20 protein-coding genes are annotated in these 21,701 nt (G+C 68.8%); 4 read left to right on the forward strand and 16 right to left on the reverse strand.

Going from position 1 to position 21,701, the window contains the following annotated elements:
* Positions 1-11: 11 nt before the first annotated feature.
* From nuoK to ACWD68_RS33325, 11 genes are read right to left on the reverse strand one after another with little or no spacing between them, the layout of a single operon-like run.
* Positions 12-311, reverse strand: a complete 300-nt coding sequence (nuoK, locus tag ACWD68_RS33275) for an NADH-quinone oxidoreductase subunit NuoK (RefSeq protein ID WP_093829093.1) — start codon at positions 309-311, stop codon at positions 12-14.
* Positions 308-1,123, reverse strand: a complete 816-nt coding sequence (locus tag ACWD68_RS33280) for an NADH-quinone oxidoreductase subunit J (RefSeq protein WP_451810177.1) — start codon at positions 1,121-1,123, stop codon at positions 308-310. The genes nuoK and ACWD68_RS33280 overlap by 4 nt, the downstream gene beginning before the upstream one ends.
* Positions 1,120-1,749 (reverse strand): NADH-quinone oxidoreductase subunit NuoI, encoded by a 630-nt coding sequence (gene nuoI / locus ACWD68_RS33285; RefSeq protein WP_451810178.1) that lies wholly within the window; start codon positions 1,747-1,749, stop codon positions 1,120-1,122. The genes ACWD68_RS33280 and nuoI overlap by 4 nt, the downstream gene beginning before the upstream one ends.
* Positions 1,742-3,115: an NADH-quinone oxidoreductase subunit NuoH gene (nuoH, locus tag ACWD68_RS33290; protein WP_451810179.1), complete on the reverse strand. Its 1,374-nt coding sequence runs from the start codon at positions 3,113-3,115 to the stop codon at positions 1,742-1,744. Before nuoH ends, nuoI begins: the two co-directional genes overlap by 8 nt.
* A complete protein-coding gene (locus ACWD68_RS33295) occupies positions 3,112-5,616 on the reverse strand; it encodes an NADH-quinone oxidoreductase subunit G (protein ID WP_451810180.1) in 2,505 nt (834 codons plus the stop codon). Before ACWD68_RS33295 ends, nuoH begins: the two co-directional genes overlap by 4 nt.
* Positions 5,613-6,965: an NADH-quinone oxidoreductase subunit NuoF gene (gene nuoF / locus ACWD68_RS33300; protein WP_451810181.1), complete on the reverse strand. Its 1,353-nt coding sequence runs from the start codon at positions 6,963-6,965 to the stop codon at positions 5,613-5,615. Before nuoF ends, ACWD68_RS33295 begins: the two co-directional genes overlap by 4 nt.
* Complete coding sequence (nuoE, locus tag ACWD68_RS33305; RefSeq protein ID WP_451810182.1) at positions 6,962-7,804, reverse strand: NADH-quinone oxidoreductase subunit NuoE; 843 nt, start codon at positions 7,802-7,804, stop codon at positions 6,962-6,964. Before nuoE ends, nuoF begins: the two co-directional genes overlap by 4 nt.
* Entirely contained in the window at positions 7,801-9,141 is a 1,341-nt protein-coding gene (locus tag ACWD68_RS33310) for an NADH-quinone oxidoreductase subunit D (protein WP_451810183.1), read from the reverse strand. Before ACWD68_RS33310 ends, nuoE begins: the two co-directional genes overlap by 4 nt.
* Positions 9,138-9,878 (reverse strand): NADH-quinone oxidoreductase subunit C, encoded by a 741-nt coding sequence (locus ACWD68_RS33315; protein ID WP_356469736.1) that lies wholly within the window; start codon positions 9,876-9,878, stop codon positions 9,138-9,140. The genes ACWD68_RS33310 and ACWD68_RS33315 overlap by 4 nt, the downstream gene beginning before the upstream one ends.
* Positions 9,875-10,429 (reverse strand): NuoB/complex I 20 kDa subunit family protein, encoded by a 555-nt coding sequence (locus ACWD68_RS33320; protein WP_003998928.1) that lies wholly within the window; start codon positions 10,427-10,429, stop codon positions 9,875-9,877. Before ACWD68_RS33320 ends, ACWD68_RS33315 begins: the two co-directional genes overlap by 4 nt.
* A 13-nt stretch (positions 10,430-10,442) precedes the next feature.
* Positions 10,443-10,802 carry an NADH-quinone oxidoreductase subunit A gene (locus ACWD68_RS33325; protein ID WP_007383963.1) on the reverse strand — a complete coding sequence of 120 codons (360 nt, stop codon included), beginning with the start codon at positions 10,800-10,802 and terminating at the stop codon, positions 10,443-10,445.
* 713 nt (positions 10,803-11,515) lie between these two features.
* Here ACWD68_RS33325 and ACWD68_RS33330 point away from each other — a divergent pair.
* The gene (locus ACWD68_RS33330) at positions 11,516-12,349 is read left to right on the forward strand and encodes a C40 family peptidase (RefSeq protein ID WP_451810184.1); all 834 of its coding nucleotides are present in this window, start codon (positions 11,516-11,518) and stop codon (positions 12,347-12,349) included.
* Between the two features lie 257 nt (positions 12,350-12,606).
* On the opposite strand, the gene ACWD68_RS33335 is transcribed toward ACWD68_RS33330, so the two are convergent.
* Positions 12,607-13,908: a geranylgeranyl reductase family protein gene (locus tag ACWD68_RS33335; RefSeq protein WP_451810185.1), complete on the reverse strand. Its 1,302-nt coding sequence runs from the start codon at positions 13,906-13,908 to the stop codon at positions 12,607-12,609.
* Positions 13,909-14,006: 98 nt separating this feature from the next.
* Between ACWD68_RS33335 and ACWD68_RS33340 the strand changes: the two genes are divergently transcribed.
* Positions 14,007-14,513 (forward strand): GNAT family N-acetyltransferase, encoded by a 507-nt coding sequence (locus ACWD68_RS33340; RefSeq protein ID WP_451810186.1) that lies wholly within the window; start codon positions 14,007-14,009, stop codon positions 14,511-14,513.
* 81 nt (positions 14,514-14,594) lie between these two features.
* The gene (locus ACWD68_RS33345) at positions 14,595-14,927 is read left to right on the forward strand and encodes a PASTA domain-containing protein (protein ID WP_451810187.1); all 333 of its coding nucleotides are present in this window, start codon (positions 14,595-14,597) and stop codon (positions 14,925-14,927) included.
* 149 nt (positions 14,928-15,076) lie between these two features.
* On the opposite strand, the gene ACWD68_RS33350 is transcribed toward ACWD68_RS33345, so the two are convergent.
* The 4 genes from ACWD68_RS33350 to ACWD68_RS33365 form a co-directional block, all read right to left on the reverse strand.
* Positions 15,077-15,772 carry a demethylmenaquinone methyltransferase gene (locus tag ACWD68_RS33350; RefSeq protein WP_451810188.1) on the reverse strand — a complete coding sequence of 232 codons (696 nt, stop codon included), beginning with the start codon at positions 15,770-15,772 and terminating at the stop codon, positions 15,077-15,079.
* Positions 15,773-16,065: 293 nt separating this feature from the next.
* On the reverse strand, positions 16,066-17,583 hold the full coding sequence (locus tag ACWD68_RS33355; RefSeq protein WP_451810189.1) for an acyltransferase family protein: 1,518 nt from the start codon (positions 17,581-17,583) through the stop codon (positions 16,066-16,068).
* The gene (locus ACWD68_RS33360) at positions 17,584-19,926 is read right to left on the reverse strand and encodes a bifunctional polysaccharide deacetylase/glycosyltransferase family 2 protein (protein WP_451810190.1); all 2,343 of its coding nucleotides are present in this window, start codon (positions 19,924-19,926) and stop codon (positions 17,584-17,586) included.
* Between the two features lie 19 nt (positions 19,927-19,945).
* Complete coding sequence (locus ACWD68_RS33365) at positions 19,946-20,353, reverse strand: hypothetical protein (RefSeq protein ID WP_451810191.1); 408 nt, start codon at positions 20,351-20,353, stop codon at positions 19,946-19,948.
* 307 nt (positions 20,354-20,660) lie between these two features.
* Between ACWD68_RS33365 and ACWD68_RS33370 the strand changes: the two genes are divergently transcribed.
* The gene (locus ACWD68_RS33370; RefSeq protein ID WP_451810192.1) at positions 20,661-21,698 is read left to right on the forward strand and encodes a chitinase; all 1,038 of its coding nucleotides are present in this window, start codon (positions 20,661-20,663) and stop codon (positions 21,696-21,698) included.
* Positions 21,699-21,701: the final 3 nt, after the last annotated feature.

Genomic DNA, 21,701 nt, shown 5'->3' on the forward strand with positions numbered 1-21,701 from the left:
TCAGCGACCCCTTACAACTTCATCAGGCTGGCGTCGTCGACCGAGGCCGAGTGGCGGGAACGGAACAGCGACACGATGATCGCGAGCCCGACCACGACCTCCGCGGCGGCGACGACCATCGTGAAGAAGGCGATGATCTGGCCGTCGAGATTGCCGTGCATACGGGAGAAGGTGACGAAGGCGAGATTGCAGGCGTTGAGCATGAGCTCGACGCACATGAACACCACGATCGCGTTCCGCCTGATCAGCACACCGGTGGCGCCGATCGTGAACAACAGGGCGGCGAGATAGAGGTAGTTGACCGGGTTCACTTGGACGCCTCCTCCGTCTTCGTGCGCTCCAGGCGCTCCTCGGCGCGCTGCTCCAGCGCCTTCAGATCGTTCAACGCGTCGGCCGACACGTCACGGACCTGGCCGCGGTCGCGCAGCGTCTTGCTGACGGTCAGCTCGGACGGAGTGCCGTCGGGGAGCAGGCCCGCGATGTCCACCGCGTTGTGCCGGGCGTAGACACCCGGTGCCGGCAGCGGGGGCACGTGCTTGCCCTCGCGCACGCGCTGCTCGGACATCTCGCGCTGGGTCTTGGCGCGCTCGGTGCGCTCGCGGTGCGTCAGCACCATGGCGCCGACGGCGGCCGTGATGAGCAGGGCGCCGGTGATTTCGAAGGCGAACACGTACTTCGTGAAGATGAGGGCGGCGAGGCCCTCCACGTTGCCGTTCGCGTTCGCCTTGGCCAGGCCGTTGAAGTCCTTGATCGACGCGTTGCCGATACCGGCGAACAGGAGGACTCCGAAGCCCAGTCCGCTGATCAGGGCCAGCCAGCGCTGCCCCTTGATGGTCTCCTTCAGCGAGTCCGCCGCGGTGACACCGACGAGCATGACGACGAAGAGGAAGAGCATCATGATCGCGCCGGTGTAGACGACGATCTGGACGATGCCCAGGAAGTACGCGCCGTTGGCGAGGTAGAACACCGCCAGGATGATCATGGTCCCGGCGAGGCACAGAGCGCTGTGCACGGCCTTCCTCATGAAGACGGTGCACAGGGCGCCGATCACCGCGACGGTGCCGAGGACCCAGAACTGGAAGGCCTCTCCGGTGGAGGTGGAGTAAGCGGCCAGGCCGGTCATGCCTCCGCCCCCTCTCCGGCAGTCGCGCCCGACGGGCTCGCCGAGGGATGCAATTCGCCCTTGGAGACGGCCACCTGGCGCTCCGTACCGGGCGCCGCCTCCGTCACCAGACCCCGGTAGTAGTCCTGCTCGTCCGTACCCGGGAAGATCGAGTGCGGTGTCTCGACCATGCCTTCCTCGAGTCCGGCGAGCAGCTGCTCCTTGGTGTAGATCAGGTTGGCGCGACTGCTGTCGGCGAGCTCGAACTCGTTCGTCATCGTCAACGCGCGCGTGGGGCACGCCTCGATGCACAGGCCGCACAGGATGCAGCGGGCGTAGTTGATCTGGTAGACGCGGCCGTACCGCTCGCCCGGGGAGTAGCGCTCCTCCTCGGTGTTGTCCGCGCCCTCCACATAGATGGCGTCCGCGGGACAGGCCCAGGCGCACAGCTCACAACCGATGCACTTCTCCAGGCCGTCCGGATGACGGTTGAGCTGGTGCCGGCCGTGGAACCGCGGTGCGGTGGTCTTCTGCTGCTCCGGGTACTGCTCGGTCAGCCGCTTCTTGAACATGGCCTTGAAGGTCACGCCGAAACCGGCGACCGGGTTCTGGAAACCTGGTTTGGTCTCCTTCGGCTCCTCAGCCATCGGACCCCTCCTTTCCGTCACGAGATCCGGCAATCGATCCGTCACTCGCAGTATCGGACCCGCCACTGACAATCAACTCCCGCTCGCGGCGCGGGCTGCGCCGGGGCACCGGCGGCAGCTCCTGGCCGGGCAGCGGGGGCACGGGGAATCCACCGGCCATCGGGTCGAAAGCGGCCGGCTCGGCGGGCGCTTCCTGGTCCCCCCGCTTGTCGCGGAAGATGTCCGCCGCGAACGACAGCAGCAACAGGACGAGGACGCCTCCGCCGACGTACAGGGCGATGTCCGCGAAGTCGTAGTTCTCGTTCCGCAGCGTCCGTACCGTCGCGACGAGCATCAGCCACACGACGGAGACCGGGATGAGGACCTTCCAGCCCAGCTTCATCAACTGGTCGTAGCGGACACGCGGGAGCGTGCCGCGCAGCCAGATGAAGAAGAACAGCAGCAGCTGCACCTTCACCACGAACCAGAGCATCGGCCACCAGCCGTGGTTGGCGCCCTCCCAGAAGGTGCTGATCGGCCACGGGGCCCGCCAGCCGCCCAGGAAGAGCGTCGTCGACACGGCCGAGACCGTCACCATGTTCACGTACTCGGCGAGCATGAACAGCGCGAACTTGATGGACGAGTACTCGGTGTTGAAGCCGCCGACCAGGTCGCCCTCGGACTCCGGCATGTCGAACGGGGCCCGGTTGGTCTCACCGACCATCGTGATGATGTAGATGAGGAACGACACCGGCAGCAGGACGATGAACCAGCGGTCGTGCTGCTGCTCGACGATCGTCGAGGTCGACATCGACCCGGAGTAGAGGAACACCGAGGCGAACGCGGCACCCATGGCGATCTCGTACGAGATCATCTGCGCGCAGGACCGCAGGCCGCCGAGCAGCGGATAGGTGGATCCGGAACTCCAGCCGGCGAGCACGATCCCGTAGATGCCCACCGAGGCCACCGCGAGGATGAAGAGCATCGCGATCGGCAGGTCGGTGAGCTGCATCGTGGTGCGCTGACCGAAGATCGAGATCTCGTTGTCCGCGGGCCCGAAGGGGATCACCGCGATCGCCATGAAGGCCGGAATGGCCGCGACGATCGGCGCGAGGACGTAGACCACCTTGTCCGCGCGCTTGACGATGAGGTCTTCCTTGAGCATCAGTTTGACGCCGTCGGCGAGCGACTGGAGCATCCCCCAGGGCCCGTGCCGGTTGGGACCGATGCGCAGTTGCATCCAGGCGACGACCTTGCGCTCCCACACGATGGAGAAGAGCACGGTCACCATCAGGAAGGCGAAGCAGAACACCGCCTTGACGACGACCAGCCACCAGGGGTCACGGCCGAACATCGAGAGGTCTTCAGCAGCGAGGTACGGCGTCATGCCTCCACCTCCTTGGGAGCCTCGGCGGCGACGGTCGCCGGACCGATGCGGACGAGGGCGCCGGGCAGCGCCCCGGTGTCGGAGGCGACGCCCTTCCCGCTCGAGTTCAGCGGGAGCCAGACCACACGGTCGGGCATCTCGGTGATCTGCAGCGGGAGTTCGACCACTCCGACGGGACCGCTCACGGCGAGGACGTCGCCGTTCTTGACCCCGGCCTCGGCGGCCGTGGCGGCCGACACGCGCGCGTGTGCGGCGTGCCGGGTCCCGGCGAGCGCGTCGTCGCCCTCCTGGAGGCGCCCTCGGTCGAGCAGCAGCCGGTGCCCGGCCAGTACGGCCTCACCGGCGGCCGGACGCGGCAACTGCACCCCGGTCTCCAGGGGTTCGGTGGCGTGCGGCCCGTCCCAGGAACCGAGCCGGTCGAGCTCTCCGCGCGCGGTGCGCAGATCCGGCAGCCCCAGGTGCACGTCCATGGCGTCGGCCAGCATCTGCAGGACGCGCGCGTCGGCGGGCGCCAGGCGCCGGGTCATCTGATCGGGCTTGAGCGCCGCCTCGAAGGAACGGACCCTGCCTTCCCAGTTGAGGAAGCTTCCGGCCTTCTCGGCTACCGCGGCGACCGGCAGGACGACGTCCGCGTGCTCGGTGACCTCACTGGGCCGCAGTTCGAGCGACACCAGGAAGCCCACCTCGGACAGTGCCTCACGCGCGCGTGCCGGGTCGGGGAGGTCGGCGACCTCCACGCCCGCGACCACCAGCGCCCGCAGCTCGCCGACGGCGGCCGCCTCCACGATCTGACCGGTGTCGCGGCCGTAGCGGTGCGGGAGTTCGGAGACACCCCAGGCGGCCGCGACCTCGTCCCGCGCGCGCGGGTCGGTGGCCGGGCGTCCGCCCGGCAGCAGCGACGGAAGCGCGCCCGCCTCGATCGCGCCGCGCTCCCCGGCCCGGCGCGGAATCCACACCAGGTGGGCGCCGGTGGCGGAGGCGGCCCGCACGGCGGCGGTGAGCCCGCCCGCCACGGCTGCCAGCCGCTCACCGACGGCGATCACCGCGCCCTCGGCGCGCAGCGCCTCGGCGGCCTTGGCTCCGTCGCCCTCCAGGCCGACGCCGCTCGCGAGAGCGTCCAGCCACTCGGTCTCGGTGCCGGGCGCGGACGGCAACAGCGTGCCGCCAGCCTTCTCCAGGCCCCGTGTGGAGTGCGTGGCGAGCGAGAAGGTCTTCTGACCGTGCCCGCGCCATGCCTTGCGCAGCCGCAGGAAGACGCCGGGCGCCTCCTCCTCGGACTCGAAGCCCGCCAGCAGGACGGCGGGCGCCTTCTCCAGGGAGGTGTACGTGACACCCGTACTGTCGAGATCCCGTCCGCGTCCGGCGACCCGGGCGGCCAGGAAGTCGGCCTCCTCGGAGCTGTGCACGCGCGCGCGGAAGTCGATGTCGTTCGTGTCGAGGGCCACGCGCGCGAACTTGCTGTACGCGTAGGCGTCCTCGACGGTGAGCCGGCCGCCGGTGAGGACACCGGCCCGGCCGCGGGCCGCCGTCAGCCCCTGCGCCGCGGCCTCCAGGGCCTCCGGCCAGGAGGCGGGCTCAAGGACGCCCTCGGCGTTGCGCACCAGGGGCGTGTCGAGGCGGTCGCGCTGCTGCGCGTACCGGAACCCGAACCGCCCCTTGTCGCACAGCCACTCCTCGTTGACCTCGGGGTCCGGGGCCGCGAGGCGCCGCATGACCTTGCCGCGCCGGTGGTCGGTGCGCGTCGCGCAGCCGCCGGAGCAGTGCTCGCACACGGAGTGCGAGGAGATGAGGTCGAAGGGGCGCGAGCGGAAGCGATACGCCGCCGACGTGAGCGCGCCCACCGGGCAGATCTGGATCGTGTTCCCGGAGAAGTACGACTCGAACGTGTCGCCCTCACCGGTGCCGACCTGCTGGAGCGCGCCCCGCTCGATCAGCTCGATCATGGGGTCGCCCGCGATCTGGTTGGAGAAGCGGGTGCAGCGGGCGCAGAGCACGCACCGCTCGCGGTCGAGCAGCACCTGTGTGGAGATCGGGACCGGCTTCTCGTACGTCCGCTTCCTGCCCTCGAAGCGGGATTCGGTGTTGCCGTGCGACATCGCCTGGTTCTGCAGGGGGCACTCGCCGCCCTTGTCGCAGACCGGGCAGTCCAGCGGGTGGTTGATGAGCAGCAGCTCCATCACCCCGTGCTGCGCCTTCTCGGCCACCGGCGAGGTGAGATGCGTCTTGACGACCATCCCGTCCGTACAGGTGATCGTGCAGGACGCCATGGGCTTGCGCTGGCCCTCGACCTCGACGATGCACTGGCGGCAGGCGCCGGCCGGGTCGAGGAGCGGGTGGTCGCAGAACCGGGGGATCTCGATGCCGAGCTCTTCGGCGGCCCGGATGACCAGGGTGCCCTTGGGCACGCTGATCTCGACGCCGTCGATCGTCAGCGAGACGAGATCCGCCGGGGGGACCGCCGCTTCCCCGCCTCCGGAGGGAGCGCTGGTGGTCACTGTCATGCGTTCACCTCCGTGTGCTTGTCCGCCCAGGCCGTCGACCTGGCCGGGTCGAAGGGGCAGCCGCGGCCCTTGATGTGCTGCTCGTACTCCTCACGGAAGTACTTGAGCGAGGAGAAGATCGGCGAGGCGGCACCGTCGCCGAGGGCGCAGAAGGACTTGCCGTTGATGTTGTCGGCGATGTCGTTGAGCTTGTCGAGGTCGGACATCACGCCCTTGCCGGCCTCGATGTCCCGCAGCAACTGGACGAGCCAGTAAGTCCCTTCGCGGCAGGGCGTGCACTTGCCGCAGGACTCGTGGGCGTAGAACTCGGTCCAGCGGGTGACGGCGCGTACGACACAGGTCGTCTCGTCGAAGCACTGGAGTGCTTTCGTGCCGAGCATGGAACCCGCGGCGCCCACTCCTTCGTAATCAAGAGGGACGTCGAGGTGCTCGTCGGTGAACATCGGGGTCGAGGAGCCGCCCGGCGTCCAGAACTTCAGCCGGTGACCGGGGCGCATCCCGCCACTCATGTCCAGGAGTTGGCGCAGCGTGATGCCGAGCGGGGCCTCGAACTGGCCGGGGCTGGCGACATGGCCGCTGAGCGAGTAGAGCGTGAAGCCCGGAGACTTCTCGCTGCCCATCGACCTGAACCATTCCTTGCCCTTTTGGAGAATTGCGGGAACTGACGCGATCGATTCGACGTTATTTACAACAGTTGGGCACGCATAGAGGCCCGCGACAGCAGGGAAAGGGGGACGGAGCCGCGGTTGTCCACGGCGGCCTTCGAGCGAGTCGAGCAGTGCGGTCTCTTCACCGCAGATGTACGCGCCCGCGCCCGCGTGCACGGTGAGCTGGAGGTCGAGTCCGCTGCCCAGGATGTTCTCGCCGAGGTAGCCCGCCTCGTAGGCCTCACGTACGGCCTCGTGCAACCGCCGCAATACGGGGACCACTTCACCGCGAAGATAGATGAAGGCATGCGAAGACCGAATGGCATAACACGCGATCACAATGCCCTCGATGAGGCTGTGCGGGTTCGCGAAGAGGAGCGGGATGTCCTTGCAGGTTCCCGGCTCCGACTCGTCGGCGTTGACAACTAGATAGTGTGGTTTGCCATCACCCTGAGGAATGAACTGCCATTTCATTCCCGTGGGGAATCCCGCCCCGCCGCGGCCGCGCAGTCCGGAGTCCTTGACGTACGCGATCAGGTCGTCCGGCGACATGGCGAGCGCCTTGCGCAGGCCCTCGTACCCCTCGTGCCTTCGGTAGACGTCCAGCGTCCAGGACCTGTCCTCGTCCCAGAAGGCGGACAGCACGGGTGCGAGCAGCTTCTCGGGACTCGTTTCGTTGATCTCGGCTGCCAAGGTCATCACTCCCCCTCCTCTGCGACAGGACCCGCCGGGTGGGACGGGTCGGAGGCCGACGTGTCCTGCGGCGCGTCGTGTGAGCTCGGGTGCTCGGGGGGCCGCTGGTTCTGAGGTGCTCCTCCGCCCCGCGGATGCACCACGCGCGCGGGGGCGCTCTCCCCCTTGGCCAGGCGCAGCCCCACCAGTGACGCGTGGCCCGCGCTGCCGCCGGCCTCCACGGCGCCCTCGCGCTCGTCGGGGAAGCCCGCCAGGATCCGGGCGGTGTCCTTGAAGGTGCACAGACGGGCGCCGCGGGTCGGCTCGACGTCGGCTCCCGCGCGCAGGTCGTCGACGAGGTGCTTGGCCGAGTCCACGGTCTGGTTGTCGAAGAACTCCCAGTTGACCATCACGACCGGCGCGAAGTCGCAGGCCGCGTTGCACTCGATGTGTTCCAGCGTGACCTTGCCGTCGCCGGTGGTCTCTCCGTTGCCGACGCCCAGGTGGTCCTGGAGTGCCTCGAAGATGGCGTCGCCGCCCATGACGGCACACAGGGTGTTGGTGCAGACACCCACCTGATAGTCACCGCTCGGCTTGCGCCGGTACATCGAGTAGAAGGTCGCGACCGCGGTGACCTCGGCCGTCGTCAGACCCAGTACCTCCGCGCAGAACCGCTGTCCTGTGCGTGTGACATGGCCATCCTGCGACTGCACGAGATGCAGCAACGGAAGGAGCGCCGAGCGGGAGTCGGGGTAGCGGGCGATGATCTCGCGCGCGTCCGCCTCCAGCCGGGCCCGGACATCGGCCGGGTAGTCGGGCGCGGGCAGTTGGGGCATGCCCAGGCTGACGCCCTCGGGGGTCGTGGTCACCGGTCGACGCCTCCCATCACGGGGTCGATGGACGCGACGGCGACGATGACGTCGGCGATCTGGCCGCCTTCGCACATCGCCGCCATGGCCTGCAGGTTGGTGAAGGACGGGTCGCGGAAGTGGACCCGGTAGGGGCGGGTGCCTCCGTCGGACACGACGTGCACCCCGAGTTCGCCCTTGGGCGACTCGACCGCCACGTACGTCTGTCCCGGCGGCACGCGGAATCCCTCGGTCACCAGCTTGAAGTGGTGGATCAGGGCTTCCATGGAGGTGCCCATGATCTTCTTGATGTGGTCGAGCGAGTTGCCGAGACCGTCGGGGCCGAGCGCGAGCTGGGCGGGCCAGGCGATCTTCTTGTCGGTGACCATGACCGGGCCGGGCTGGAGCCGGTCCAGGCACTGCTCGACGATCCGCAGCGACTGGCGCATCTCCTCCAGGCGGATCAGGAAGCGCCCGTAGGAGTCGCAGGTGTCGGCGGTCGGGACCTCGAAGTCGTAGGTCTCGTAGCCGCAGTACGGCTGGGACTTGCGCAGGTCGTGCGGGAGGCCCGCCGAGCGCAGGACCGGGCCGGTGGCGCCGAGGGCCATGCAGCCGGCGAGGTCGAGATAGCCGACGTCCTGCATACGGGCCTTGAAGATGGGGTTCCCGGTGGCGAGCTTGTCGTACTCGGGAAGGTTCTTCTTCATCTTCTTCACGAACTCGCGGATCTGGTCCACGGCGCCCGGGGGCAGGTCCTGGGCGAGTCCGCCGGGGCGGATGTACGCGTGGTTCATCCGCAGGCCGGTGATCAGCTCGTAGATGTCGAGAATGAGTTCACGATCACGGAAGCCGTAGATCATGATCGTGGTGGCGCCCAGCTCCATGCCGCCGGTGGCGATGCACACCAGGTGGGAGGAGAGCCGGTTCAGCTCCATGAGGAGCACGCGGATGATCGAGGCGCGGTCGGGGATCTCGTCCGTGATGCCGAGGAGCTTCTCGACTCCGAGGCAGTACGCCGTCTCGTTGAAGAACGGCGTCAGATAATCCATGCGCGTCACGAACGTGGTGCCCTGGGTCCACGTACGGAATTCGAGGTTCTTCTCGATACCGGTGTGGAGGTAGCCGATGCCGCAGCGGGCCTCGGTGACCGTCTCGCCGTCGATCTCCAGGATGAGCCGGAGCACGCCGTGGGTGGACGGGTGCTGCGGGCCCATGTTGACGATGATGCGCTCGTCGTCGGACTTGGCCGCCGACTGGGCGATCTCGTCCCAGTCGCCACCGGTGACCGTATATACGGTGCCCTCGGTCGTCTCGCGGGCCGAAGCGGCTGATGCCCCGGAAGGGGTCTGCGTGCTCATGAGTACGACCTCCGCTGGTCCGGAGCCGGGATCTGGGCGCCCTTGTACTCGACGGGGATGCCGCCGAGGGGGTAGTCCTTGCGCTGCGGGAAGCCTTGCCAGTCGTCCGGCATCATGATCCGCGTCAGCGCCGGGTGACCGTCGAAGATCAGCCCGAAGAAGTCGTACGTCTCGCGCTCGTGCCAGTCGTTCGTCGGATAGACGGAGACGAGCGAGGGAACGTGCGGGTCCGCGTCGGGGGCGCTGACCTCCAGGCGGATCAGCCGGTTGTGGGTGATCGAGCGCAGGTGGTAGACGGCGTGCAGCTCGCGGCCCTTGTCGTGCGGGTAGTGGACGCCGGAGACGCCGGTGCACAGCTCGAACCGGAGGGCCGGGTCGTCGCGCAGGGTCTGGGCGACGCGGAGCAGGTACTCGCGTTCGACGTGGAAGGTGAGCTCGTCGCGGTCGACGACCGTCTTGTCGATGACGTTCTCGGGGACGAGTCCCTGTTCCTCCAGGGCGCCCTCCAGCTCGTCGGCCACCTCGTCGAACCAGCCGCCATAGGGGCGGTTGGCCGCGCCGGGGAGCCGGATCGAGCGGACCAGACCGCCGTAGCCGGAGGTGTCGCCGCCGTTGTTGGCGCCGAACATGCCGCGCTGGACGCGGATCTCCTCGCCCTTGTCGCCTCGCTGGCCGGGGAGGTTGGAGGCGCCGAGGTCCTTTTCGGGGTTGACCCCGTTGCCGTTCGCGTCGCTCACCGCAGCAGGCCCTTCATCTCGATGGTGGGGAGCGCCTTGAGCGCCGCTTCCTCCGCCTCGCGGGCCGCCTCCTCGGCGTTCACGCCGAGCTTGGAGGTCTGGATCTTCTGGTGGAGCTTGAGAATCGCGTCCATCAGCATCTCGGGCCGCGGCGGGCATCCGGGCAAATAGATGTCGACCGGGACGATGTGGTCGACGCCCTGCACAATGGCGTAGTTATTGAACATTCCGCCCGATGACGCACAAACCCCCATGGAGATGACCCACTTGGGGTTGGGCATCTGGTCGTAGACCTGCCGCAGCACCGGCGCCATCTTCTGGCTCACCCGGCCGGCCACGATCATCAGGTCGGCCTGGCGGGGTGACCCGCGGAAGACCTCCATACCGAAGCGCGCCAGGTCGTAGCGCCCGGCGCCAGTCGTCATCATCTCGATGGCGCAGCAGGCGAGTCCGAATGTCGCGGGGAAGACGGACGCCTTGCGCACCCAGCCCGCGGCCTGCTCGACGGTGGTCAGCAGGAATCCGCTCGGCAGCTTTTCTTCGAGTCCCATGCTTAAAGGCCCCTCAGTCCCATTCCAGGCCGCCGCGCCGCCATACGTACGCGTACGCGACGAAGACGGTGAGCACGAAGAGCAGCATCTCCACGAGCCCGAAAACACCCAGGGCGTCGAAGGTGACGGCCCAGGGGTAGAGGAAGACGATCTCGATGTCGAAGACGATGAAGAGCATCGCCGTCAGGTAGTACTTGATGGGAAAACGCCCGCCGCCGGCCGGCGTGGGGGTCGGCTCGATCCCGCACTCGTACGCTTCGAGCTTGGCGCGGTTGTAGCGCTTCGGACCGATCAGCGTGGCCATGACCACGGAGAAGATCGCAAAGCCTGCCCCGAGGGCTCCCAGTACGAGGATCGGCGCATACGCGTTCACGCTCCTCGCTCCTCTCAGTCGGCACTGACTGGTGGCGGTTCGGCGAGCCTGCACCCCTGCCTCGACCGCACCGCGAACCCCACCCGTCCCGGCGAAGATCGCGGACATGTGAAGCAGGTCACAAGCCCAACTGCCTCGCATCTTATGCCCGGCGGTCTGTGATCTGCGACACGGGGTATTGCACAAGCTTTGTGATCTCCACCACCTGACGAACGATCATGAAGTCGGATGAGCAGTGATCTTCACACGCGAAGCGTCAGGTCGATCACGAGACGTGACATTTTCGTTCATCGCCGCAGGCCGGAGGCGACGTCTCCATATCAAGAGACTTCCGCTGCATGCAAATTGGCGCCGGGTGCACCGCCTTGATAGAGGAGCGCGTTCACACTTCAGGGTGGCCGCGCGGACAGATGTGGACACGTGCACGCGTTCACGAGCGGGGAGCGGCCGGGGCCCACGCGCGGGACGCGACGGCCCGGGTGACCGTTCCGTGACCTGCGCCACATCTACCTGTGGGTCAGATAGGCCGGGCTTGGCCATCGGCTTCAACCGGTGGTAAGCGGCGGGCAATTCGGACGTAATACTGAAAGGCCATGATCACGGGCTTGGTGGACGGTGTCCGCAATGCCCGTTACGGCGTCAATAAAGAGTGACGCGCGACGAATTCGGCCGTCGATTGAACAACTGTGGCGCACCACACGTTTCTTGAAGGTATGGAGGAGCCCCTGGTACCGCTAGTACCCATGTCCCACACCGCACACATACGAAGCCACCGGAAGCCCCGCCGCAACGCCTCGTCGCTCGCGATGCGCGCCGGAGTTGCCGGTGGCGTTCTCAGCACCCTGGCAGTGGCCGGGGCGTCGGGTTCGGCGAACGCTGCCGAGCCCGTGACGCAGACCCTCGAACTGCCCACCCTGACGGCCGACCTGGCCGCCCAGGTCGCGCAGTCCGCGGACGCCACCCAGCAGGCCGCGGCCAACTACGAGCTGCAGGCGGAGCGCGACGCGGCCGCCGCCAAGGCCGCCAAGCAGGCCAAGGCCGACCTGGCCGACGCCAAGAAGAAGGCGGAGGTCAAGAAGAAGGCCGAGGCCGCACGGAAGGCCGCAGCGGCCGAGGCGGTCTCGCGCTCCTCGGCGCGGACCGTGCTGTCCGCCGGCGCTTCGACGTCCACGAACGTCGCCGCCCCGTCCAGCGGCAGCGTCGCCACCGTGGTCGCGTTCCTCAAGGCCCAGGTCGGCGACGCGTATGTCATGGGCGGCACCGGACCCAACGCGTGGGACTGTTCCGGTCTTGTGCAGGCCGCGTTCAAGCAGGTCGGCGTCGACCTGCCGCGCGTCTCGCAGGACCAGTCGACGTCCGGTACGCCGGTTTCGCTGTCCAATGTCCAGGTCGGCGACATCCTGTACTGGGGCTCGGCCGGTTCGGCGTACCACGTCGGTGTGTACATCGGTAATGGGCAGTACCTGGACGCGGCCAACCCGTCCAAGGGCGTCGTGATTCAGGATCTTTCGGGCTACCCGGCGACGGGCGCGGTGCGCGTGCTCTGACCCGCGAGTGTCTTCCGGAGGACCGCTTCCTGTGCGGGGAGCGGTCCTTCGCGCTGTCCCGGAACAGGATGCGACGGCCCGCGGCAGGCGGGCGTCAGGCACGGGAGATCGACGCACCGCCGCCGGCCGCGGTGCCCGCGCACCCGAAGCGGGCGGCCGGGCGGCGCGAGACGACGGCCGGGCGGCGCGAGCGGGTGGTGGCCCGTCGCACCGCCGAGGAGGGTGAGCTGTCCGGTGACCGCTGGCGGGCGCTCCGGTCAGGCCTTGGGGGCCACCTTCGAGAGGCCGTTGATGATGCGGTCCATCGCGTCGCCGCCCGTCGGGTCGGTGAGGTTCGCGAGCATCTTCAGCGTGAACTTCATCAGCATCGGGTGGGTCAGCCCTCGCTGCGCCGCGATCTTCATGACCTTCGGGTTGCCGATGAGCTTCACGAAGGCGCGGCCGAGCGTGTAGTAGCCGCCGTAGGTGTCCTTGAGGACGCGCGGGTAGCGCTGGAGGGCGAGTTCGCGCTGGCCGGGGGTGGCGCGCGCGTGGGCCTGGACGATGACGTCGGCGGCGATCTGGCCGGACTCCATGGCGTAGGCGATGCCCTCACCGTTGAAGGGGTTCACCAGGCCGCCCGCGTCACCCACCAGCAGCAGGCCCTTGGTGTAGTGCGGTTGACGGTTGAAGGCCATCGGGAGGGCGGCGCCGCGGATCGGGCCGGTCATGTTCTCGGGGGTGTAACCCCAGTCCTCCGGCATCGAGGCGCACCAGGCCTTCAGGACCTCGCGCCAGTCCAGCTCCTTGAAGGAGTCGGAGGTGTTGAGGACGCCGAGGCCGACGTTCGAGGTGCCGTCGCCCATGCCGAAGATCCAGCCGTAGCCCGGCAGCAGACGGTCCTCCGCGCCCCGGCGGTCCCACAGCTCCAGCCAGGACTCCAGGTAGTCGTCTTCGTGACGCGGCGAGGTGAAGTACGTACGGACGGCGACGCCCATCGGGCGGTCCTCGCGGCGGTGCAGGCCCATCGCCAGGGAGAGGCGGGTGGAGTTGCCGTCGGCCGCCACCACCAGGGGGGCGTGGAAGGTCACCTCCCGCTTCTCCTTGGAGTCGGCGTCGCCCAGCTTCGCGTGCACACCGGTGATGCGGCCGGTGCGGTCGTCGACGATCGGGGCGCCGACATTGCAGCGCTCGTACAGCCGCGCGCCCGCCTTCTGCGCCTGCCGGGCGAGCTGCTCGTCGAAATCGTCCCGCTTTCGCACGAGTCCGTAGTCGGGGAAGGTGGCGAGATCCGGCCAGTCGAGCTGGAGACGTACGCCGCCGCCGATGATCCGCAGGCCCTTGTTCCGGAGCCAGCCGGCTTCCTCGGAGATGTCGATGCCCATCGACACGAGCTGCTTGGTGGCGCGCGGGGTCAGACCGTCGCCGCAGACCTTCTCGCGCGGGAAGGCCGTCTTCTCCAGGAGCAGGACATCGAGCCCCGCCTTCGCCAGGTAGTACGCGGTGGTGGAGCCTGCTGGCCCGGCCCCGACGACGATGACGTCGGCGGTGTTTTCGGAGAGGGGTTGGGGCTCGGTCACGGCGGGGTCTCCCCAAGACTCGAAATCAACGTGCCGACGGGCACTGGACATGGGCAGTCTATGCAGCGGTACCGATCACCTGGCTGAAGGGCTGCCCCGTGAACCGAGCTCTCCCCGATGTACGACTGCGCGTCCCCACCGACGAGGACGCTCTCGCGTGGCACCGGGTCTTCGACGACCCGGAGGTCATGGAGTTCCACGGGGGCCGCGCGGCCGAGCCGTCGGTGTACGAGGAACTCACGGCGCGCCAGCGGCGGCACGACGCGGAGCACGGGTTCTGCCTGTGGACGATGGTCGGCCCCGATGACGAGGTACTGGGCTTCACCGGCGCGCAGCCGTGGCCGCACGCCTGGGGGCCGACCGGGCAGATCGAGATCGGCTGGCGGCTGGGACGGGCGCACTGGGGCAAGGGGTACGTCACGGCGGCCGCGCTGACCACCCTGGAGCGGGTCCGCGCGGCAGGTGTCACGGACGTCGTCGCGATGGTCAACGCGGGCAACGCCCGTTCCATCGCGGTGACCAGGCGGCTCGGCATGGAGCTCGCGGAGCGGTTCACGCTGCCCTCGTCGAAGCAGGAGGGCCACCGCTACCGACTGGCCCTCTGACGGAGTCCGGCGGGCCTTCTCACGGCTTCCGGAAGGGCACGGGCGAGGCTTACCCTTCCGGTACCGCTGGGGGTGACGTCTGTGCGCATAACACCCAAGACACCCGGAGTGCGCGTACCGCGGCTCGTCGGTCTGATGGCCGTGGACGCGCGTGAGACGGCAGAGGCGCGAGGTGTGCTGCTCGCCGCGCCCGACCGGCCCGACTTCCATCGGACGGTGGTCGACTACGTCGTACGGCAATTTCCGCAGCCCGGTGCCGAGGTGCCGCGCGGGGCGGTCGTCACCGTGTGGTTCGACCTCGGGGACGCGGAGGGCGGCGCGGGAGTGCGCGAACCCCGGCCGCCGCGTCCGCCGTCGGGGGGACTGCGCCGCGAACTCGATCGGCCCGGCGACCCCTTCGAGGTCCTCAGGTAGGAGGTCCTCGGGTTGGATGCCTTCCGGCCGGAAGTCCCCCGGTCTTCCGGCGGGAGGCGGCAGCGGGTCTCCGGGCGGGAGGCCTTGGTCGGCGGGTCTCCGGGCGGGAGGCTTGGTCGGCGGGTCCTCCGGGTGTGCGGGGCCGGCGGTCAGGCCTGCTTGTAGCCCCGGTGGAGGGCCACGATGCCGCCCGTCAGGTTGCGCCAGGCCACATTCGACCAGCCGGCCTTCTTCAGCCGCTCGGCCAGCTCCGGCTGGGTCGGCCAGGCGCGGATGGACTCGGCGAGATAGACGTACGCCTCGGGGTTGGAGGAGGCGGCGCGGGCGACCGGGGGCAGCGCGCGCATCAGGTACTCGGTGTAGACCGTGCGGAACGGCGCCCAGGTGGGGTGCGAGAACTCGCAGATCACGACGCGTCCGCCGGGCTTCGTCACGCGGTACAGCTCGCTGAGCGCGGTGTCGGTGTCCTGCACGTTGCGCAGCCCGAAGGAGATCGTGACGGCGTCGAAGGTGTCGTCCTTGAAGGGCAGCCTGGTCGCGTCACCGGCCGTCAGCGGCAGCCAGGGGCGGTTCCGCTTGCCGACGCGGAGCATCCCGAGGGAGAAGTCGCAGGGGACGACGTAGGCGCCGGTGCGGGCGAAGGGGAGGGACGAGGTCGCGGTGCCGGCCGCGAGGTCCAGGATCTTCTGTGCGGGGCGCGCGTCGACCGCCTTGGCGACCTCCTTGCGCCACACCCGGTCCTGGCCGAGCGACAGCAGGTCGTTCGTCAGGTCGTACCGTTCCGCCACGTCGTCGAACATCGAGGCGACTTCGTGCGGCTGCTTGTCCAGGGATGCGCGGGTCACGGTCCCCATTGTGGCAGTACGGGCCCGACGGCTCTTCGGCGCCCGGCCGGGAATCGGTCCCTGTTCCCGGCGCACGGGAAAAGCGCCGCACCCGCACCCGTGAACCACGAGGAGGGTACGGCGCTGTCCGACGGCTCCGGTGCCCGCCGTCGGGCGGGCGGGCTCCTGCCGTAGGGCGGGCGGGCTCCTGCCGTCGGCCCGACGGGCTCCGCCGCAGGCCGGGTACTACCGCCCAGGCTCCGGGATCTCGTTGACCGCCGGGCCGGCTCCGCGACCCGCCCCCGGGGCGGGTGTCACGGCAGCAGTCTCGGCTTCTTCCGCGCGGCCACGTCCTCGACCCAGCCGAACAGCGGGATCGCGATCCAGATCAGCACCCAGCCGATGCCGAACATGAACCACTGGCTCTCCAGCGGCAGCCACTTCTCGAAGGCGGGCACGTTCCAGAACTGGTCGATCAGCGGGACGGCCAGGATCAGCGCGATCTCGTGCCAGAGGTAGATCGTCACTGCCCGGCCGTTGAAGATCGTCACGATGCGGTCGAGTCGCTTGAAGCGGGCCAGCCAGGCGAAGTCGACGTCGTAGTACGCCTTGAAGTACATCAGCAGGGTCACGAAGCCCGCCGACCAGAAGGTCTGCGCGAAGGGGATCTCGTCGAGGTCGTAGGTGCCGTACTCCGCTCGGTGCGCGAGGGCGTACCAGCCGCCGTACGCGAGGGCGGCCAGCGACGCGAGGACCACGGCAGCCGGCTTCACCCGCTGGAGCACGCCCTCGCGGTGCGCGAAGCCGACGAGCCAGCAGAAGAGGTAGGTGGCGAGGTCCGTGAGGGCGCTGCCGAAGCGGTCGTACGGCGGCTGCCAGCCGTACTGGAAGACCACGATCGGGACGAGCGAGAGGAGCAGGACCGGAACCGGGGCCTTGCGGAAGATCTTCAGGAGCAGGGGGGAGAGCAGCACGAACCAGAGGTACGTCCGCAGATACCAGAGGATCTCCCAGGCCTGGACGCCCCACTGGTTGCCCGGCGGGTCGCCGACCGGGACGATCCAGAACACGATCTGCCAGCCCGGCATCCAGCCGTGGATCATCATCGCCACCACGACGAAGAGGCCCCAGAACCAGAACGGCGGCAGCAGGCGCCGCATCCGGCTTCGGACCACCTTGGCCGCGGGGCGTTCGAGGGACTTGGCCATCAGCGTTCCGGCGAGCGCGAACATCACGCCCATGGACGGGAAGACCAGGCCCGCCCAGGCCCAGCCGAAGGTGTGGTAGCCGACGACACGGACCAGGGCGACGGCGCGGAGGGCGTCGAAGTAGCGGTCGCGGCCCCCTGCTCGCGCCTTCGGGGCCGGTTCGGTGGGCTCCTCCGGAGAGGAGACCGGAGAGGTGGCCGCCGCGGCGGCCGAAGGCTCGTCGTGAGCCGGGGCGGGAGAGGGACAGGGCCGGGGCGGGGCTGGGTCGTCCGGCACCGAGGCCGGCGGTGCCGCCGTCGAGACCGCTCCCGGTTCCTCGGAGTGGTACGGCCACTGCTCCTCGTACGGCACGGACTGCCCGTACGGCGGCTGCGGCTGGGCGTACCCGGCGCCGTATCCCCGGCCGTACGCCTCGTCGTACCCCTGGCCGTACGTCCCGTCGTACGTCCCGCCCTGCTGCCGCGGATACCCCTGCCCGTACGGCTGAGGGGGCGCGTGCTGCCCGTACGCCTGGCCGTACCCGTGGTCTCCTTGGCCGTAACCGTGTCCCCCCTGGCCGTACCCCGGCTGCCCCTGCCCTTGCTGCCCCTGCCCCTGCCCCTGCTGATCCGCGCCCCAGCTCATCTAGCTCACTCCTGCCGGGGTTCCGACCTCGCCCGTGCGCTTGAGCTTCTGCCAGCGGAGGCGACCGCCGGTCAGGGCCGTGACGCAGGAGTGGATCAGAACCAGATACATCATCTGGCGGTACGCGAGTTGCTGCAGCGGCAGCATCGCGAGGTAGCGGTACTTCTCCCGGTCGAGGCGGAACGCGTAGGCCGCGCAGACCAGTTGGACCGCGAGGACGGCCAGCCAGGCGAGGAGCGCGGCCTGGAAATCCACGAAGATCATCGAGTAGACGGTGAACACGTCGATGAGGGGCGCGAAGACCGGCGTGACGATCTGGAAGAGGACCACCAGCGGCATGCCCACGCGGCCGAAGCGGCCCGAAGGCCCCTTGTCCGTCAGGGACTTGCGGTGCTTCCACAGGGCCTGCATGGTGCCGTAGCTCCAGCGGTAGCGCTGCGACCACAGCTGCTTGAGCGAACCGGGCGCCTCCGTCCAGGCCCTGGCGTGCTCCTGGTAGACGACCCGCCACCCCGCGCGGTGCATGGCGATGGTGATGTCGGTGTCCTCGGCCAGCGTGTCCTCGCTCATGCCGCCGACCTCCAGCACCGCGTCCCGGCGGAACGCGCCGATCGCGCCGGGGATGGTGGGCATGCAGCGCAGCAGGTCGTACATGCGGCGGTCGAGGTTGAAGCCCATCACGTACTCGATGTGCTGCCAGGCGCCGATCATGGTGTTGCGGTTGCCGACCTTGGCGTTGCCCGCGACGGCCCCGATCTCCGGGTCGGCGAAGGGCTGCACGAGCTGGTGCACGGCGTCCGGCTCGAAGACGGTGTCGCCGTCCATCATCACGACGATGTCGTACCGCGCGTTGCGGACACCGTTGTTGAGCGCGGCCGGCTTGCCCGCGTTCTCCTGCCGGATGACACGGACGTTCGGCATGCCGAGCGACTCGGCGATCTCGGACGTGTTGTCCTCGGAACCGTCGTCGACCACGATGATCTCGATCGGATGCGTGCTCTTCGCCAGCGACTTCAGGGTGTTGGCGATGCATTCCTTCTCGTTGTACGCCGGTACGATCACGGTCACCGGCCGGGTGACCACCGGCCCCCAGCTGAACTTCCCGCCCCGGCCGCGTCTGCGGTTGCGCTGCCGGTAGTGGCGGCGGGCGAGAATCAGCATCATCCCGAACCGGCCCATGACGGCGACACCGACGACCACGAGGAACCAGGACAGCGCCGGTACGACCCATTCGGCGACCGCCACGGCATAGACGAGCGCCTTGCCCTCGTAGAGAGTCGCGCCGGTGGCCTTCCGCTGAGCGGCCTGCGCGCTGCCGCTCGCGGTGGCGCCGGCCGAACCGGGGCCCGCCTGCTGCCCGTTCGCCTGCCCGCCGCTCGTCTCCCCGCCGCTCGACTGCTGACCGGGGGGCAGGTTCGACCCGGTGGCCCCTGCGGTGCCGCGGGCCTGGGCCGCGGCCCGGTTCAGCTTGGCCTGGGCGCCGCTGACGGTGGTGAAGGTGTAGCCCTTCGCCTTCATCTTCTTGATGTAGGCCCCGAGCGCCTCGACCGTCTGCGAGCGGTCGCCGCCCGCGTCGTGCATGAGGACGATGGCGCCCTGGTTCTTCTTCGGCGTCGCCCACTTGACGATCTTCGAGACGCCCGGCTTCTTCCAGTCGTCACTGTCGGTGTCGACGAAGACGCTGGTGTAGCCGAGGCTGCCGAGCTCCTTGTAGACGGGCCAGCTGTAGTTGTCGACGGCGTTGATCTCCGACGAGTACGGGGCGCGGAACAGCGTGGTGGTGACGCCGGCCGCACCCGCGAGGGCCAACTGCGTCTGCTTCAGCTCACGTTGCAGGCGCGCGGTGTTCTGGTAGGAGAGGTCGACGTGGGTGAAGGTGTGGATGCCGATCTCGTTGCCCTGGTCCACCAGGCTCTTCACCACGTCCGGGTAGCGGGAGACCATCGAGCCGACCATGAAGAAGGTGGCCTCGACGTCGTTCTTCTCGAGGACCTCGAGGACTTCGGGCGTCCAGCTCGCCGTCGGCCCGTCGTCGAAGGTCAGCACGATGGTCTTCTCAGGCACGGACTGCGTCTTCGCGGTGCCGTTGTCGAAGGTCAGGATGGGCCCGCCGCTGAGGATCTTCTCGGGAACCTTGTCGTAGGCCGCGCCGTCGCGCACCCGCGCGTCGTTGCCGATCTCGGAGCGCAGATAGCCGTCGAGCAGCATCACGCTGATGAGCGCCAGCAGGAGCAGCAGGGCGAGGATGACGCGTGGTTTCTGCAGCGCCGCGGCCTTGCCGGCCGCCCGCTCCATCTTGGAGGGGGCGCGCCGATGGCCGCGCGAGGGCGTCGTCGTAGTCATGAGGGTGAGTGCGTCCCCGTCAGTTGGTGCCGGCGGAGGCGGACGCCCCGGCGGTTGTCGTGGGAGCGGAGGAGGGCGCGGACCCGGTGGGCGGACCCGACGGCGGGGTGCCGGTCGGTGCGCCGCTGGGGGCGATGCCGCCCGGCCGTATCCCGTTGCCCCCGCCGGGTGCGGAACCGGCCTGGCCACCGTCGAAGGGGAGGAGCGAGGACGGCGTCAGCGAGGTGCCCCAGCCCATGAAGGCCATACCGAGCACGACGGCGTAGCCGAGGCAGACGACGCCGAGAAGCGTGCCGATTCTGCGCAGCATGCGGGCGCGGCGCCCAGAGTTGTCAACGAACACGGGGCCGTCCATGGCCCCGCTGCCGCGTTTGCGGCGGCGGCCACGCACCTGGGCATGGTTTTCGATGGCGGACTCGGATTGCATTCCCCAGACATTAGGACGCCTTTATGTGTCAGAAACTCTGCTTTCCGTGTGCGAGGCCCATGAGAGATGCCTCAACCTGTATTTTCTCTATGAGATTCAAGGAACGTCCGCGCAGCTCAAGCCCGATGGATTTGGAAGACATGCACCATTTAAAAGTCCGGATCCTCCCCTTTGCCGGTACTCTCCCCGTACTTCCTCTGCATGATCTCCATTCGGTATTGCGGTCCGGATGTGACACATTTCCAGTCGGGGAACGACCATTTGTTTCCGACCTGAGACAGAAATCACGAGAGCGGGTGCGTGCGCAATGAGGAGTTTCCTGAAGCCGGCCGCGGGGGTCGTCTGCCTGGTGGGCCTGGCCTGTGCGGGGTGCTCCTCGGGCGGTGACGACGCCTCGGACAAGGCGTCCGCGCGGCCCGGCCGGACGGCCGCGGCACCGTCACCGAGCCCGAGCAAGTCGGAGTCGTCGGCCACCTCGTACGCCCCGTACGTGAGCGCCACGACCGCCTCCGCCACCGACTCGGCGGGGTCGCCGACCACCTACAACCTGGCCTTCGTGATCTCCGACGGCAACGACTGCACGCCGAAGTGGAACGGGACGTACGCCATCGGTGACGCGGCCGTGAAGTCCCGGACATCGGCGCTCAGGAAGTCCGGCGCGAGCGTGCGGGTGTCGTTCGGCGGCGCGTCCGGCAAGGAGCTGGCGTCGACGTGCGACAGCGCGAGCGAGCTGGCGGCGGCCTACGGCGCGGCACTGGACGCGGCCGGCTCCACGCGGGCGGACTTCGACGTCGAGGGCGACCAGTTGACCGACTCCGACTCGGTCGCGCTGCGCTCCGAGGCGATCGCGCTGCTCCAGAAGGAGCGCTCCGATCTGACGGTGTCCTTCACCCTGCCCGTCATGCCCTCGGGCCTCGACGACGACAGCCTGGCGCTCCTGGAGTCCGCCAACGACCATTCCGTGACGGTCTCCACGGTCAACATCATGACCATGAACTACGGCAGTTCGTACGCCGACGACATGGGCGACTACGCGATCACGTCCGCCGAGGCGGCCCACGACCAGCTGACGAAGGTGTTCGGGCTGTCGGACGCGAACGCCTGGCAGGGGCTCGCGCTCACCTCGATGATCGGCGTCAACGACGTCGACAACGAGACGTTCGGCCTCTCGGACGCGGCGCAGGTACGGGAGTTCGCCGAGAAGAAGGGCGTGGCCTGGGTGTCGATGTGGTCGACGTTCCGGGACCAGCAGTGCGAGGACGGCGACAACACCGACGACGCGGCGACCGACTGCAGTGGTGTGAAGCAGAGTTCGGGGGCGTTCGCGAAAGCGTTCGCGGGGTGATCC

The organism is Streptomyces sp. NPDC005141 (assembly GCF_053599975.1).